This window comes from Metasolibacillus meyeri, assembly GCF_003049505.1.
Lineage (GTDB): Bacteria > Bacillota > Bacilli > Bacillales_A > Planococcaceae > Metasolibacillus > Metasolibacillus meyeri.
Map to the genome: position 1 here is coordinate 38,504 of NZ_PYWN01000002.1, position 16,502 is coordinate 55,005.

At 40.3% G+C, this 16,502-nt stretch carries 16 protein-coding genes; all 16 read right to left on the reverse strand.

What is annotated here, in order from left to right; all coding sequences use genetic code 11:
- Positions 1 to 129 precede the first annotated feature (129 nt).
- On the reverse strand, positions 130 to 1,032 hold the full coding sequence (gene sucD, locus C9J34_RS00515) for a succinate--CoA ligase subunit alpha (protein WP_107837895.1): 903 nt from the start codon (positions 1,030 to 1,032) through the stop codon (positions 130 to 132).
- A gap of 18 nt (positions 1,033 to 1,050) precedes the next feature.
- The gene (gene sucC / locus C9J34_RS00520; RefSeq protein ID WP_107837896.1) at positions 1,051 to 2,211 is read right to left on the reverse strand and encodes an ADP-forming succinate--CoA ligase subunit beta; all 1,161 of its coding nucleotides are present in this window, start codon (positions 2,209 to 2,211) and stop codon (positions 1,051 to 1,053) included.
- Between the two features lie 169 nt (positions 2,212 to 2,380).
- A complete protein-coding gene (locus C9J34_RS00525) occupies positions 2,381 to 2,674 on the reverse strand; it encodes an EscU/YscU/HrcU family type III secretion system export apparatus switch protein (RefSeq protein WP_107837897.1) in 294 nt (97 codons plus the stop codon).
- The gene (locus tag C9J34_RS00530) at positions 2,671 to 4,560 is read right to left on the reverse strand and encodes a hypothetical protein (RefSeq protein ID WP_107837898.1); all 1,890 of its coding nucleotides are present in this window, start codon (positions 4,558 to 4,560) and stop codon (positions 2,671 to 2,673) included. Before C9J34_RS00530 ends, C9J34_RS00525 begins: the two co-directional genes overlap by 4 nt.
- Positions 4,561 to 4,564: 4 nt before the next feature.
- Entirely contained in the window at positions 4,565 to 5,320 is a 756-nt protein-coding gene (locus tag C9J34_RS00535; RefSeq protein WP_107837899.1) for a ribonuclease HII, read from the reverse strand.
- Positions 5,321 to 5,519: 199 nt separating this feature from the next.
- Entirely contained in the window at positions 5,520 to 6,380 is an 861-nt protein-coding gene (gene ylqF, locus C9J34_RS00540) for a ribosome biogenesis GTPase YlqF (RefSeq protein WP_107837900.1), read from the reverse strand.
- Between the two features lie 61 nt (positions 6,381 to 6,441).
- Positions 6,442 to 7,002, reverse strand: coding sequence for a signal peptidase I (gene lepB / locus C9J34_RS00545; protein ID WP_107837901.1), 561 nt, complete (start codon positions 7,000 to 7,002; stop codon positions 6,442 to 6,444).
- Positions 7,003 to 7,128: 126 nt separating this feature from the next.
- Complete coding sequence (rplS, locus tag C9J34_RS00550; protein WP_107837902.1) at positions 7,129 to 7,473, reverse strand: 50S ribosomal protein L19; 345 nt, start codon at positions 7,471 to 7,473, stop codon at positions 7,129 to 7,131.
- 133 nt (positions 7,474 to 7,606) lie between these two features.
- Positions 7,607 to 8,335 (reverse strand): tRNA (guanosine(37)-N1)-methyltransferase TrmD, encoded by a 729-nt coding sequence (gene trmD, locus C9J34_RS00555; RefSeq protein WP_107837903.1) that lies wholly within the window; start codon positions 8,333 to 8,335, stop codon positions 7,607 to 7,609.
- The gene (gene rimM / locus C9J34_RS00560; RefSeq protein WP_107837904.1) at positions 8,335 to 8,850 is read right to left on the reverse strand and encodes a ribosome maturation factor RimM; all 516 of its coding nucleotides are present in this window, start codon (positions 8,848 to 8,850) and stop codon (positions 8,335 to 8,337) included. The genes trmD and rimM overlap by 1 nt, the downstream gene beginning before the upstream one ends.
- 226 nt (positions 8,851 to 9,076) lie before the next feature.
- Complete coding sequence (locus tag C9J34_RS00565; RefSeq protein WP_107837905.1) at positions 9,077 to 9,313, reverse strand: KH domain-containing protein; 237 nt, start codon at positions 9,311 to 9,313, stop codon at positions 9,077 to 9,079.
- Positions 9,314 to 9,329: 16 nt separating this feature from the next.
- A complete protein-coding gene (rpsP, locus tag C9J34_RS00570) occupies positions 9,330 to 9,602 on the reverse strand; it encodes a 30S ribosomal protein S16 (RefSeq protein ID WP_107837906.1) in 273 nt (90 codons plus the stop codon).
- A gap of 93 nt (positions 9,603 to 9,695) precedes the next feature.
- On the reverse strand, positions 9,696 to 11,054 hold the full coding sequence (ffh, locus tag C9J34_RS00575) for a signal recognition particle protein (RefSeq protein ID WP_107837907.1): 1,359 nt from the start codon (positions 11,052 to 11,054) through the stop codon (positions 9,696 to 9,698).
- Between the two features lie 14 nt (positions 11,055 to 11,068).
- Positions 11,069 to 11,401 (reverse strand): putative DNA-binding protein, encoded by a 333-nt coding sequence (locus C9J34_RS00580; RefSeq protein ID WP_107837908.1) that lies wholly within the window; start codon positions 11,399 to 11,401, stop codon positions 11,069 to 11,071.
- 289 nt (positions 11,402 to 11,690) lie between these two features.
- Complete coding sequence (gene ftsY / locus C9J34_RS00585; RefSeq protein WP_107837909.1) at positions 11,691 to 12,926, reverse strand: signal recognition particle-docking protein FtsY; 1,236 nt, start codon at positions 12,924 to 12,926, stop codon at positions 11,691 to 11,693.
- Positions 12,923 to 16,501, reverse strand: a complete 3,579-nt coding sequence (gene smc / locus C9J34_RS00590; RefSeq protein ID WP_107837910.1) for a chromosome segregation protein SMC — start codon at positions 16,499 to 16,501, stop codon at positions 12,923 to 12,925. The genes ftsY and smc overlap by 4 nt, the downstream gene beginning before the upstream one ends.
- Position 16,502: the final 1 nt, after the last annotated feature.

The window sequence follows — 16,502 nt, forward strand, 5'->3', positions numbered from 1 at the left end:
AGGAGCAGAGCATAGCTTATGGGGATAGCTATATAAAAAAGTGTAGCACAAAATGTGCTACACCTTCTACAGTAATCAATTACGTCTTGTCCAAATTTGAATGGAGTGCTACTATGCACTCGCTCCAAATTAATGTGTTTTACATTTATCGTATAAGCCTTTTTCTTTAATTACACGAATTAAAGTTTCACCGATAACAGATGGTGTGTCTGCTACTTCAATACCTGCTGCGTTCATTGCTTTGATTTTTTCAGCAGCTGTACCTTTACCACCTGAAATAATCGCACCAGCATGTCCCATACGTTTGCCTGGAGGTGCTGTTTGACCACCGATAAAGCCTACTACAGGTTTTGTCATGTTCGCTTTTACCCATTCAGCCGCTTCTTCTTCCGCTGTACCACCGATTTCACCAATCATGACAACTGCATATGTGTCTGGATCATCATTGAAAGCTGATAATACATCGATAAAGTTTGTACCATTTACAGGGTCACCACCGATACCAACTGCTGTTGATTGGCCAATACCTTCTTGTGATAATTGGTGTACTGCTTCATAAGTTAATGTACCTGAACGAGATACAACCCCAACATGACCTTTTGTATGGATATAGCCTGGCATAATACCGATTTTACATTCGTCAGAAGTAATAACACCTGGGCAGTTTGGTCCTACTAAGCGTGTTTTCTTGCCTTCCATATAGCGCTTTACTTTCACCATATCAAGAACAGGAATATGCTCTGTAATACAAATTGCCATATCTAATCCAGCATCTACACCTTCCATAATCGCATCTGCTGCGAATGGTGCTGGTACGTAAATAACGGATACGTTTGCGCCTGTTGCTTTTACTGCTTCTTCTACAGTGTTAAATACTGGTACACCTTCAACTTCTAAACCGCCTTTACCTGGTGTAACACCAGCTACGATTTTTGTACCGTATTCAAGCATTTGCTTTGTATGGAAAAGGGCTGTTTCACCCGTAATCCCTTGTACGATTACTTTCGTGTCTTTATTAATATAAACACTCATTGATTCTCCCTACCTTCCTTAGCCTACAAGTCCTACGATTTTTTGTGCGCCATCAGCCATTGAGTCCGCTGCGACGATATTTAAACCAGATTCGTTTAATAATTTTTTACCAAGGTCTACGTTTGTACCTTCTAAACGTACTACTAATGGAATCGTTAACCCTACTTGCTTCGTCGCTTCGATAACGCCTTCTGCAATTACGTCACACTTCATAATACCGCCGAAAATGTTAACGAAAATACCTTTTACATTTTCATCAGATAGGATGATTTTAAATGCTTCTGTTACTTTTTCTGCTGTAGCGCCGCCCCCAACGTCAAGGAAGTTAGCCGGTTGGCCGCCATAATAGCTGATTGTATCCATTGTTGCCATCGCTAAACCAGCACCGTTAACCATACAGCCGATGTTACCATCTAAAGAGATGTAGCTTAAATCATATTTAGATGCTTCGATTTCTTTTGCATCTTCCTCGTCAAAGTCACGTAATTCAACGATGTCTTTATGACGGTATAATGCGTTTGCATCGAAGTTGAATTTCGCATCAAGTGCTACTACATCATCATCACCAGTTACAACTAATGGGTTGATTTCAACGATTGACGCATCTTTTTCTACAAACGCTTGGTATAAACCTAGCATTAATTTAACCGCTTTATTTACTAATTTCGCTGGAATATTCATGTTGAATGCCATGCGACGTGCTTGGAAGCCTGTTAAGCCTGTTACAGGGTCGATTACTTCTTTGAAGATTTTTTCTGGCGTATTTTCTGCCACTTCTTCAATATCCATACCGCCTTCTTCAGAACCCATTAAAGTTACACGAGAAGTAGCACGATCAAGTACTAAACCTAAATAATATTCTTTGCGAATATCTGATCCTTCTTCAATGTAAAGACGCTTTACTTCTTTACCTTCTGGACCTGTTTGGTGTGTTACTAATATTTTACCAAGTAGCTCTTTTGCGTAAGTGCGTACTTCATCGAGATTTTTCGCGATTTTAACACCGCCCGCCTTACCGCGGCCACCTGCGTGGATTTGTGCTTTTACAACTGTTACGTTAGCGCCTAATTCTTTCGCTACTTTCACAGCTTCATCTGGAGAAAACGCTACTTTTCCTTTCGGTACAGCAACGCCATACTTTCTCAAGATTTCCTTCCCTTGATACTCATGGATATTCATAATCCATCCTCCTATCAGACAATTTGGATATTATTTTAATTACCATCATCTATTTTATACAAACACTGTGCTCATGTCTATAATTGTCTTTAATGCGGAATTTTCAATCAATTATACTGTATTATTCTCGAAATAATCGCGATATTTGTTATAACACAGCAAAACGACGCTAATTGCGTCGTTTTAATTCATTGTGCTGGCGATCCAAATGATAAATAAAGGCAAATACCTCTGCCACAGCTTGATATAGCTGCTCCGGTATCGTTTCGTTTAAATCGAGCTGCCCCAATAATTCGACAAGATTTGAGTCTTCATGAACAGGGACATTGTGCAACGATGCCTGCTCTAAAATATTTTCTGCGATTTTCCCTTTTCCTTTTGCTACTATTTTTGGACCAGCACTTTCACCAGGATTATAAGAGAGAGCAATCGCTTCTTTTCTAACATATTTTCTTTCACTCATACGCGAATATCCACCCCACTATGCTCCTCTACATGTTCTTTTGTGGAGCGCTCAGTCTGCTCTTGTGCGGCACTTTCAAACTGCTTTATAAAGACAGCCGATAACTGATAATCCTTACTTGCTAACCCTTCTTTTAAAGATTTTTTTAATGGTTCAGCTAATGGTGCTAAACCTAAATGATCATTAAACAAGGTCACCGTAACGATGCGATTTTGCACTTGCATATCAATGACTGTTTCCTGCAAAGATTCCATATGCAAATAAAAGAGAACACGCGCATAATTAGCATCAATTTTACCATCCTCTTTCATGCGACCATTCCATTGCAAAGTAGCATCCATTTTCTTGCCGAAAAACTCTAGCGGCACTTGCATAACAAGCTGGTGTTGGTGCCCATTTTCACCCGATAAAAGCTGCATACCGTTCATACGTGCCATTACCATTTCCGCAGCATCACGTAGCGCTGGCGGTGTTGTCGTATCTTGAATAAGCGCTAATAGCTGCGGCTTTAATTGCTGGGCAACAGCTTGCATATCTGTCGCTTTATTTTGCAATGTTGCCTCATAGCTTATACCTAGCCCTTTTAATACAGTTTTCATCGCCTGCTCCATCGCCTTGCTATCGACCGCTGACTGTAGCTGGGCATCCGCTTGTGTCAGCTGTGATTGAATAGCAGGTTGCTGCATATTTTTTGCTTCTTGTACCAGATTTCGTAATAGCGTCTCTTGATTATTTACTGTTAGCTCTGGCTTTAACATGGAAAGGATTTGCTCTTTTGTTGATAGCCCTTGCTCATTCTTCGTAAAGAGTTGTGATGCTGTATTGTTCGCATATGCTTTTACAAGCTCTGTTTGCAACTGTTGAGCAAAAGTCGTAAGTGCTTGCTTGCTTTGTGGCAGCTGTGAAAAGCGTGTAACAAGTTGCTGTAGTTGTTCTTTTTGTGCTGTTGTTAGCAGGTTGTCATTTGTGATAAAAGCACGCGCTTGTTCAACGATTGCACTGCTTTGCTCAGGTTTTGCTTGTAACATTTGCATAATTAATTGCCCCGCACTATTGGATGGCGCTTGTGCTCGCTGAGCTTGTTGTGCTTGCCAATTAGACAAGGTCGCATTTTGTGGCACCACTCCTGCTTGTTTGAGAAGCTGCAATGATTGCAAGCGTTCACTAATATTTGAAGTTTGGTCACTTAACAGTTGTACAGCACGCGCCAGCATTGTCCCCCCAAGCTCCGCATCGAAAGGCTTCGCAATTGTTTGCAACTGCCCTAGTACAGATGCCTTTAGTTGCTCATTTCCTCCTGTCGCACCTGCTAGTTGCTGCAATAGATTTTGCAGCGCTGTCGACATGCCATCCGTTTTTGCTCCTTGTACTAATGCTTGAAACACCTGATTCGTAAAGGGCATTTTATATTCGACCATGCGTTGAATCGCTAAAAGTGCGTCTTGCTTCGACACACCTTCAGGCAAGTTTTTCATCCATTGCTCTGCCTGTATAAGCTGCTCTCTTGAAATCGGCATCTGCTGTTTCATAAAATGACCTAGCACTTGTTGCATATCTGCTGTTTTTGGTAAATTCATCGTTTCTAACAGCTGTGTCATTTGCTGTGCTGGTGTTAATGTAGGTGACATCGGATTCGATACAACCTTTAACTCGGTTTGCGCGCCAGCCGTATTCGTCACTTGAAAGAAATGTGCATCGCCTACTTTTAGTGGCACTTCTAATTTTGCCACTAATTTATTGTTACCAACTTGGATTTCTGCCATTTGATCAGGATAAAGCTGCTTAATCGTGCCATGAAATATTTGTCCTTGCTTTAAAGTTAACGGTTGATTTGTCATTGCCACTTGTGTTTGTTGTGCAACTGGATTAAATGATGTAGATGTCATACAATCACCCCTTAATCATAGATTTGATTGGCTCAAAACTTGCTCGATGGTGAATCGTAGGCCCGTACTTAGCCAAGGCCTCTAAATGCTGTTTCGTTCCATAACCTGCATGCTGCTCAAAGCCATATTGCGGAAAATTTTGTGCAAGCTCTTCCATATAATGATCACGCGCTGTTTTCGCTAAAATAGAGGCTGCCGCAATCGCTAAGCTTTTCGCATCCCCTTTAATAATGGACTGTTGTGGTATAGCAATCGGTAACGTCATCGCATCTGCTATGACAAAATCTGGCCTGATGTTTAATGTTTCTACACTGATTGCCATTGATTGTTTTGTCGCTTCATAAATATTGATTTCATCAATTATTTTAGCACTTTGAAAATGAACATTGTAGCTAAGTGCATGCTCTTTTACGAGCTCACACATACGCTCTCTCACTTCCTTTGATAATTGCTTTGAATCATTTAAACCAAGTAACGCCTGACAATTTTCAGGTAAAATGACTGCTGCCGTCACAACAGGACCTGCTAGCGGTCCACGCCCTGCCTCATCGACACCTGCAACTAGCCGCCCAAACTGCGCATCAAAAGCAATTTTAGCATCATGCTCCTGCTGTAACTTCTGTTGCTTGTCCATACGTTTTAAAAACTGCTGCCATGCTTTTTGCACACCTGCACGTTCATCCTGCTGGATTGTCTTCATCCATGTCTCATATTGTGTAGCAGCTTTCAAAGTAGCTGTAATTTCTTTAATTGTTTGCATGTTTTATAACCTCATCTCTATTACGTATATCGGTTTGTTTTTTTCTATTTTTATGATGGACAATGCTTAAGCCGTAGAAAAATCACTATGTGATGAGCGAATTTGCTACTTGGTTGAGCGATTTCTTTTGTCCGTTGAGCGAACCTACATAAAAAGGCTATTCGAAAAGAAAATCTCTTCCCGAATAGCCTCAAGTATATTACTTCTCCAACTCTTCATCCACAAAATCAAATGTCAGCTTACCTAAATGCTGACTGCGAATGTCACGCACAATAAGCTCTGCTACTTGATCATAATCAATTTCGCCACCTTGTCCAAACACGCGGCGAAGCTGACCGATATGATCGAATGTTTCAACTAGGTCCTCATGCACAAACGTTAATTTGTAGCGCTCTTCCATTCGTGCTGGGTAATGTAGCGCTAAAAAGCGTAAACCATATACCGCTAAATCTTCCATATTGGTAATCGTATCTTTAATCGCACCTGTTAACGCTAATTTATAGCCGATTTCTTGATCCTCGAATTTCGGCCATAAAATACCTGGTGTATCGAGCAATTCTAGCTCCTTCGCAACTTTAATCCATTGCTGTGCCTTTGTAACTCCCGGTGTATTGCCTGTTTTAGCAATATTTTTTTTCGCTAAACGATTAATTAATGTTGATTTACCTACGTTTGGGATACCGACAATCATCGCACGAATGGCACGCGGCTTCATACCTTTTGCCTTCATACGCGCCCATTTATCTGCTAAAATGGCTTGCGCTGCTTTTGTTACAGCTTGTAAGCCTTTACCTTCAAGCGAATTAATTGCTACCGCCTTATGACCTTGTTCGTCAAAATATTGCAGCCATTTACGCGTTTCGCTTTCATCTGCCATATCTTGCTTATTTAAAATAAGTAGTCTCGGTTTTTGATGAATGACTTGGTCAATCATCGGGTTGCGTGATGATAACGGAAGTCGTGCATCGACGAGCTCAAACACGATATCCACAAGCTTTAAATTTTCCGACACTTGGCGGCGTGCTTTTGCCATATGCCCTGGAAACCATTGAATTGTCACAATAAATCCTCCTATTTAAAAAGGGAACGTTCTAAAATTTTTTAGACGCCCCCTTAGCCTATTATTTCACTATCTTTATATCGCTCACTGGCCAAAAGATAAGATTCGTATTTCCAATAATCTCTTTTTGATCTACAAGACCAATGTGACGGCTATCTTTACTAAAACGACGGTTATCTCCCATTACAAAAACATGACCTTCTGGAATTACATCCGACTGTACAATGTCTTGTAATTTAAAGTTACCTGTTAAGTTACCATCTACAATTTCTGCTTTATATTTGTCTAAATAAGGCTCATCAATTGGTTCACCGTTAATATAAAGCTGATCATCTTTATACTCAACATGATCTCCCGGCAGTCCAATTACACGTTTTATATAATCTTTTTGCTCTGGTGCGTGAAATACAACGATATCAAAACGATCAGGGCTACCAATTTTATAACCTATCTTATTCACAATCATGCGATCGCCATTTTCAAGGGTTGGCATCATCGAATCTCCATCTACAACGATGGGTGTGAATAAAAAATAACGAATAATAGCTGCAACAGCAAATGCGATGAGTAACGCCTTTGCCCATTCAAAGAGCTCATTTTTTTCTTTTTTTGTTTGTTCCAAGCGAATATCCCCCTCGTTCTTCCATTACTATTGTATACGAAATTGCGATGACACGCAAAAAAACAATCCACTTATAAAATAAAGAAAAAGAGCTTGTCATTACAAGCCCCTTTCTTTACATAACTATTAGCGACGCTCTTTAATACGAGCTTTTTTACCACGTAATTCACGTAAGTAATAAAGTTTCGCACGACGTACTTTACCACGACGAGCAACTTCTAATTTAGCAATTTTTGGTGTGTGTACTGGGAAAGTACGCTCAACACCTACACCGTAAGAAATTTTACGAACTGTGAAAGTTTCGCTAATTCCGCCACCACGACGTTTAATAACTACACCTTCGAATAATTGGATACGCTCACGTGTACCCTCAACAACTTTTACGTGTACCTTAACTGTGTCACCAGGACGGAATGAAGGTAAATCTGAACGAAGTTGTTCTTTTGTGATTTCTGTAATAATGTTTGACATTGTTTTCTCTCCTTGGACAGATGCTCATGCACGCTCATTTTTGGCCACAGCGGAACACCGTAATTCAGTGCTTTACATAAAAGCACAGATTGAATGTTATCATAAATAAAATAGACTTGCAAGCTTTTTTACTTTACATTTCACTTTTTAATTTTTCGAGTACTTTTTGCTGCTTTGGCGTTAATTCAAGCGCTTCTAATAAATCTGGTCTACGCAGCAATGTGCGTTTTAAAGACTGCTCCTCACGCCATTCATCGATTTTCGCATGATTGCCTGAGATCAATACATCAGGCACTTTCATCCCTTTAAAATCGGCAGGACGGGTATAATGCGGATGCTCTAATAAGCCTGTAGAAAAAGAGTCTTGGATATGGGAGTCTGCTTTGCCAAGAACGCCTGGCAATAGACGCACTACCGCATCAATCACCGTCATGGCAGGTAACTCTCCACCCGTTAAAACAAAATCACCAATCGATATTTCATCTGTTACGAGATGTTCCCGTATGCGCTCATCATAGCCTTCATAATGTCCACATAAAAGCACAAGCTCCTCTTCCTGCGCTAGCTCCTCCGCTTTTCTTTGTGTAAAACGCTCACCTTGTGGGCACATTAAAATAACGCGTGGCTTGCGCCCTGCAGTAATACTCTCTACCGCTTGAAACATCGGCTCAGGCTTTAATACCATTCCTGCACCTCCACCATATGGATAGTCATCCACCTGTTTATGGCGATTTTCACTAAAATCACGAATATCTGATACAGCTAAGGTTACCGCTTCTTTTTCTTGTGCTTTTTTTAAGATAGAGGAGTTAAACACACCTTCAAACATTTCTGGAAACAAGCTTAACACATGAATATTCATTACAATAAGCCTTCCATCACATGGATTATAATCTTTTTATTATCTATATCAATTTCTTTCACAACATCCTCAATATAAGGGATATAGTGCATTTTTTTAGCACCCTTTACTTCCCATACATCATTTGCCCCTGTTTGTAAAATATCTATAATGACGCCGATGCGTTCACCTTCTTCTGAAAAAACTTCACAATCTTTAATTTCAAAGTAATAATATTCGTTTTCTTCAAGCTCATCGTCTGCTAGTTGGTCCATCGTTACTTTTAGTATACCTTCTTTAAATGGCTCCACTAAATTAATATTATCCATGCCTTCAAATGTTAATAAAATAAAGTTTTTATGGCGACGAGCGCTTGCCACTGTCACCCAAATCGGACGCTTTTCATCCTTTTTAAATACTGCTAGCTTATTGCCAATAGCAAAGCGCGTATCCTCAAAATCCGTCGTTGAAATTACACGAACCTCGCCACGTATACCATGCGTATTCACGATACGACCTACATTAAACCATTCCATACTTGTACACCTCTTATATCATCATCTTTATTTATCCCGTAATTACCAATCAGTAGGGGTTGAAGAAAATCTCCACTGACTGAAGGTTCACTTTATTATAACAAAAAACAGCCATCTACAAAGCATGCTACATGCATGACATTCCAAACAACTGTTTTCTTTTTAAAATACGAAAAAATGACTGCCAGCAAAAGCAGGGGCAACCTGTTTTTCTGACAGTCATTTCTTAATCATCCAATATATCGACGTAAGTCTTTTTCTGACGGTGACTGCTCGCCGCTGAATAAACAATTGTTCGAATCGCCTTTGCGACACGACCTTGCTTGCCTATGACTTTTCCTCGATCCTCTGGATGAACAAAAAGCTTATAAACAATTCGATTGGCATTCTCATCCGTCTCAATACGGACTTCCTCTGGGTAATCGACTAACGGTTTAACGATTGTTTCAATCAGTTGCTGCATATGATGTCACCTCTGATTATTTATTGAATTTTTGGTTATGGAATTTTTCCATAATGCCTTGCTCTGAGAACAAGTTACGAACAGTGTCAGATGGTTTTGCACCATCAGCTAACCATTTAAGAGCTTTCTCTTCATCGATTGCTACAGTAGCTGGTGTTGTTAGTGGATTATAAGTACCAACTGTTTCGATTTGACGACCATCACGTGGTGAACGAGCGTCAGCTACTACGATACGATAGAAAGGAGATTTTTTAGCTCCCATACGTTTTAAGCGAATTTTAACTGCCATTTTTAAAGCACCTCCGAATAAGTTTCACACAAGATAGTATATTATCAATGATTGTGTTGTTTGTAAAGTGTTTTTTCTTAACACCTAAAAATTTTATTTAAATAATGAATCTAGACCAGGTAATTTCATCTTTTTCTTGCCTTTTCCAGAGCCCATTCCCGTCATCTGTTTCATCATTTTTTTCATATCTTCAAATTGCTTCAATAAGCGATTTACTTCTTGAATGGACGTACCTGACCCTTGTGCAATACGCTTTTTACGGCTTGAATTAATGATTTCAGGATTTGTTTTTTCAGCTGGTGTCATCGAGTAAATAATCGCTTCAATGCGCCCCATTTGCTTTTCATCGACCTTAACATTATCCATCCCTTTCATTTTATTCATGCCAGGAATCATTTTTAACAAATCATCAAGTGGTCCCATTTGTTTCAATGCCTGTATTTGTTCAATAAAGTCGTCAAACGTAAAGCTTTGTGTTAAAAACTTCTCTTCAAGTTCCTTCGCCTTTTCCATATCGACATTTGCTTGTGCTTTTTCAATTAATGACAGCACATCACCCATACCTAAAATACGGCTTGCCATACGTTCTGGATGGAATGACTCTAATGCATCCATCTTTTCGCCCATACCAACAAATTTAATTGGTTTCTCCGTTACAGCACGAATTGATAATGCCGCACCACCACGCGTATCCCCATCGAGCTTTGTTAACACAACGCCCGTAATGCCGACAGCTTCATTAAAGCTTTCCGCAACATTAACCGCATCTTGCCCTGTCATGGCATCAACAACTAAAAATACTTCGTCAGGCTCTTTTAATGCACGAATATCTTTCAGTTCCTGCATTAGCTCTTCATCGATATGAAGTCGGCCGGCTGTATCAATAATCACAACATCTAAATGCTCTTCCTTCGCATGTGCTAATGCTTGACGCGCAATTTCCACAGGCGAAATGTCTGTACCTAAAGAAAAGACAGGTAGTGCAAGTTGCTTCCCTAATGTTTCAAGCTGCTGTACCGCTGCTGGACGATACACGTCAGCCGCTACTAACAACGGCTTACGGTTATACTTTTTACGTAACACGTTGGCGAGCTTACCCGTTGTCGTCGTTTTACCAGCACCTTGCAAGCCGACCATCATAATAACAGTTGGTGGTCTCGAATTAAATTTAATTGGGCTTTGCTCTCCACCCATTAGCTCCGTTAGTTCATCTTGTACAATTTTAATAACTTGCTGACCAGGTGTTAAGCTTTTCATTACTTCCGAGCCAACTGCACGCTCGCTTACTTTTTTTACAAACGCTTTTACAACCTTTAAGTTTACGTCCGCTTCAATTAATGCCATGCGGACTTCACGCATCATTTCTTTTACGTCTTGCTCCGTTACTTTCCCTTTACCTGTGATCTTTTGAATCGTTCCTTGGAGCCGTTCCGCTAATCCTTCAAATGCCATTCGCCGTTTGCCCCCTACTCTACTTCTTTCAGTTGCTCAATGAGTGCCAATTGCTCTTCAACTGTCGTCTCTTGCTGTAGCGACTTTGTTAGCTGCTCAAGCACTTGCTGACGCTGTTGAAATTTCACCAACAACTGTAACTTATCCTCATATTCTTCAAGCATCGCTTCCGTGCGACGTATATTATCGTAAACTGCTTGACGTGACACTTTATAAGATTCTGCAATTTCTCCTAATGAGTGGTCGTCTAAATAATATAGCTCCATGTAGCTGCGCTGTTTATCCGTCAGTAATGCTTGATAAAAGTCGAAGAGAAAATTCATGCGTGTCGTTTTTTCCAATAGCATTTTACTCTCTCCATTCATAATTTCTCTCTTGTATCATATGATGTTTCCAATAGTCCGTCAAGGGAAATCCCTTTATATCAGCAGGATTGCCTCAACTAATTGGTCAAGAATGTTTAACGAGCGAAAACGGCGATTGGTTGAGCGAATTTCTTTGTTCGTTGAGCGAATTTAGCAATTGGTTGAGCGCTTTTACCTGTCCGTTGAGCGGATCGTTACTTTTGAACTACTAAATCTAATTTTTTCCTTATAATCATAAAAATTGTCGGGCAAAGCTTCGCCCGACAACCTTTTAGTCTTCCACTTGTTCTAATTCTTTCTCCAAGCCTTCTGCAAATAGCCCATAAACATAGCGCTCTGCATCAAATGGTTGCAGATCATCCATTTTTTCTCCTAAGCCGACAAGCTTCACAGGAATATGCAACTTATTGCGGATGGCTAATACGATACCACCCTTCGCTGTGCCGTCTAACTTTGTTAAAACGATACCTGTTACATTTGTTGCTTCCTTGAACATCTGTGCTTGGACAAGCGCATTTTGACCTGTTGTTGCATCAAGTGCTAACAACACTTCATGCGGCGCATCTGGAATTTCACGAGAAATGACACGATGTACCTTTTCCAGCTCATTCATTAAGTTTACTTTGTTTTGTAAGCGCCCTGCCGTATCACAAATTAACACATCCGCATTGCGGTTTTTTGCTGCACGAATCGCATCATACATAACCGCTGCTGGGTCTGAGCCTTCCGCTTGTTTAATGACTTCACAGCCTACGCGGTCTCCCCATACTTGCAGCTGGTCAATCGCGCCCGCACGGAACGTATCGCCTGCCGCAAGCATCACTGTTTTTCCTTCTGTTTTTAGGCGATGTGCTAGCTTACCGATTGTTGTCGTTTTTCCAACACCGTTCACACCAACGAATAAAATAACTGTTAACTCACCCTTTGGCTGCAAATTAAGCGTTGTTAAATTTTCTTCACCAGCTTCATAAATTTCAACAAGCTTTTCCGAAATTAGCGTTTGAATGCCCGCTGTATCTTTAATATTTTTGCGCTGCACTTCAAAACGTAGCTTATCCATTAATTCCATAACCGTTTCAAAGCCAACATCCGCCTGCAATAGCACTTCCTCTAATTCCTCGAAGAAATCTTCATCAACTTTGCGATAGCGTGCCACTAAGTCATTTACTTTAGATGTAAAGGAATTACGTGTTTTTTCAAGACCTGCTTTAAATTTTTGTGTGATTGACCATGCAGATGGTTTTTTCTCTTCCTCTGGTTTTTCTTCTTCAACTACTGTGACTTCTTGCGGTTCTTCAATTGCTTCTTGTTGCTCTTCCATTACTTCTTCTTCGACAATTTCAGGCTCTTCTTGTTGCTGAACAACTGTTTCTTCCACTGTTTCAGTCTGTTGTTCTTCATCTACCGTATCAACATCAGCTTGCGCCTCTGTTTGTTGTTCCAATTGCTGTTGTTCTTCCTCTGTACTACCCATTAACTTCTCTTTTAATCGTTTAAAAAAACTCATAATGACGTTCCGCTCCTTTGACCTACTAATTCAACCTCTTCTAATTTCACCGATACAAGCTTCGAAACACCCGACTCTTGCATCGTAATACCATACAATACATCTGCCCCCTCCATTGTACCTTTACGATGGGTAATAACGATGAATTGTGTTTGCTCACTGAATTTTTTTAAATATTGACTATAGCGTATTACATTTGATTCATCGAGAGCAGCTTCTACTTCATCCAAAATACAAAATGGTACAGGGCGTGTTTTTAAAATAGCAAATAGTAAAGCAATCGCGGTTAATGCTCGTTCCCCACCAGATAAAAGGCTTAAAGTTTGTAATTTTTTACCTGGAGGCTGTGCAACAATATCAATACCAGTTTCAAGTAAATTGTTTTCGTCAAATAATATTAAATCCGCTTGCCCACCGCCGAATAATTCACGGAAAACAATTTTAAATTGTGCACGAATTGCTGCAAATGAGCTGGCAAAGCGTGCTTTCATTTCCTCATCCATCTCTTTAATTGCTTCCTGCAATGTTTCTTGCGCTTCCACTAAATCATTGCGCTGCTCAGTTAAAAATGAATGGCGCTCTTGTACACGCTCATACTCATCAATTGCGGTCATATTTACTGGACCAAGCTCTTCAATAGACAATTTTAATAAACGAACTGTTCGACGCATTTGTTCAATATCATCAATCGCTATGGCCATTTCTTGCGCCTCTACATAGCTCAGTTCATATTGTTCCTCTAATTGCTGTTCAAGCGTTTCTAATTGATACTGTGTACGGTTGCGCTTTAATTCTAATGTACGTAATGCGTCAACGAAACTTTTATGAATGCGTGAGAGCTCCTGTATGCTTTGTTCAAGCTTTGCGGATTGCTGTTGGCATGTTGCTCTTGCTTCACGTTCCACTTGAATGCTATTTGTTAAGTTTTGCTTTTGCAATGACCATTCAACTACTGCTTGCTCAATTTCCTCTAATGTTGGACCTGCTCCCTCTTCAGATTGCAGCCATTTTATTTCTTGGGAAATATTTTCACATTGTTGTTGTAGCTTCGAACGTTTCAACGTAATATCAGCAGCAGTTGCTTGTAATTGTGTCAACTGTTCACCAGCTACCGCCAACTCAGAACGCTTTTCGGCAGATTGCTCGCGTAAAGCATCCTTCTGTGTATCACTATAAACTTTCGCCTCTGTTAGTTGCTCTACTTGCTCATTAATTGTTGCAAGCTCTGCTGTAATTTGTTGCAAACGTACTTTTGTTTGCTGCTGCTGCTCTGTTAGCTGCTCTTTGCGCGTTGCAGCTGAGCTATGTTCTGAAGTAGATAGTGCAACCGTTTGCTGTAAATTTCTCTCTTGTATTTCAAGCTCAATAATTTTTGTTTTATGTTCTTGTAAAGCATCTTGCAAACTGTTTTGGGCGAGTTTAATACTCGCTGCCTGTTCATTTACTGTTGCTACTTGCTCCTTTAATTTAGCAACAGCTTGTTCAGCCACCGCGATACTCTTCTCAAGTTCCACCAATTTTTCCACAAGGGTATCGAGCTCCAGCTTGCGAGAAAATACAGATGACTGCTGTTTCATTGCACCACCTGTTAAAGAACCTCCTGCATTGACAATATCGCCTTCTAGAGTAACGACACGATATTTATAATTGCATAGTCGTGCAATTTGACCGGCACCTTGCAAATGCTTTGCTACTATAACGTTACCCAATAAATTTTGGATAATTATTTGATTCGAATGATCAAACTGCACCAATTCATCTGCAAACGAAATAAAGGCAGGATGCGCTGCTACTTGTGGCAATTGCTCTGCATATATTTTGCGCGATTTCATCACTGTTTTTGGTAAAAATGTTGCACGCCCTACTCTTCGCTGCTTCAACCAGCCAATTGCTTGCTGTGCATCTTGCTCACTCTCTGTCACGATATGCTGTGATGCTGCACCTAATGCTGTTTCAATCGCAGCAGTATACTGCCCATCTATTTGAACTAGCTCGGCAACAGCTCCAACAATACCCATCAATTGTCCACGTTCACGTGCTAATAAAACTTCCTTAACCCCTTGGAAAAAGCCCGAAAAATCCGCTTCTAATTCAGCTAAGGTTTCCTTACGTGATTTTAATTGTTGATGATGCTGATATGCCTTATAAAGCAATGCCTGCTTTTCGTCCAGCTGCGTTGTCGATGAATTCAATTGCAGTTGTAACGTTTCAAGCTGTATAGCTTGTTCGTTGTATGTCGCTTCTAATTGTGCTAATTGCTCCATTTCGCACTGTTTCAATGCTTGTACTTGTTGAAGCTCTTGTTCAGCTTCCTCTGAACGTCCTGTCATCCGTAAAGCAGCCTCTTGATGCTGCGTTAACTGTTGATCAAGATGCTTTAATTCATTTTTAACAGTCGCTTCTTCATTTAACAAATCAATATAATGATTTTTCGCTTGTTCAATATCTGCTTCAATTTCCGCGACGGATTTTGTTAGCGACTGCTCTAACTGTTTAATCATTTGTTTCAGCTGCTGCACTTGCTGTTGCTTTAATGTGAATTGTTCTTTATTTGTTTGCTCTTGCTGGATGAGCTGGCGTTCTTCCACAGTTGCCTCCGTCAAAGCCACTTGTAATTGCTGTAAATGCTTTTCCGTATTTTGACGCTTTTCATTGACAAGTGCTTTGCGCCCTTCCCAGCGTTCAACTTCTGTGCTCGCTTCAATTAATTTTTCCTGTGACTGATCCAGCGTTTCATCAATTTGTTTTAATTGTGTGCGAATATCTTGTAGTAGCTTATTTTTTTCAGCGATTTCACCTGCGTGCTGCTGCTCCGTTTGTGATAACTTTGTATATTCTGTACCTGTTACTTGCAGTGAAGTGTAGCATTCCTTTAAGTCATGCGTGATTAATGCAATATCTGCATCCTTTAATTCCGTTGTCATACGCAAATAGTCTTTCGCAGCCGAAGCTTGCATTTGCAACGGCTCTAGGCGGCTATTTAATTCATGTAAAATGTCTAATACTCGGTGCAAGTTTTCATCCGTTTCAACAAGCTTGTATTCCGCTTTTTTTTTGCGTAGCTTGTATTTTAATACACCTGCGGCCTCCTCGAAAATAAGGCGACGGTCTTCTGGTCGACTATTTAAAATTTCATCAACTCGCCCTTGCGAAATAATAGAGAATGCTTCTTTCCCTAGACCCGAATCCATAAACAAGTCCGTAATATCCTTCAGGCGACATTGCTGGTTATTCAGCAAGTATTCGCTCTCACCTGAACGATACACACGTCTCGTTACACTAATCTCTGTATATGGCACAACTATTTGCTCATCTTGATTGTCTAAAATTAATGTTACTTCCGCAAAATTTAGCGGCTTTCTTGAGTCACTACCTGAGAAAATGACATCTTCCATTTTCGCACCGCGCAATGATTTTGCAGATTGCTCGCCTAATACCCAGCGAATTGCGTCTATCACATTGCTTTTTCCACTTCCGTTTGGACCAACAACAGCTGTTACACCTTGTACAAAATCAACGCCTATACGCTCGGCAAAAGATTTAAAACCGATTACTTCTAGTCGCTTCAGAAACACT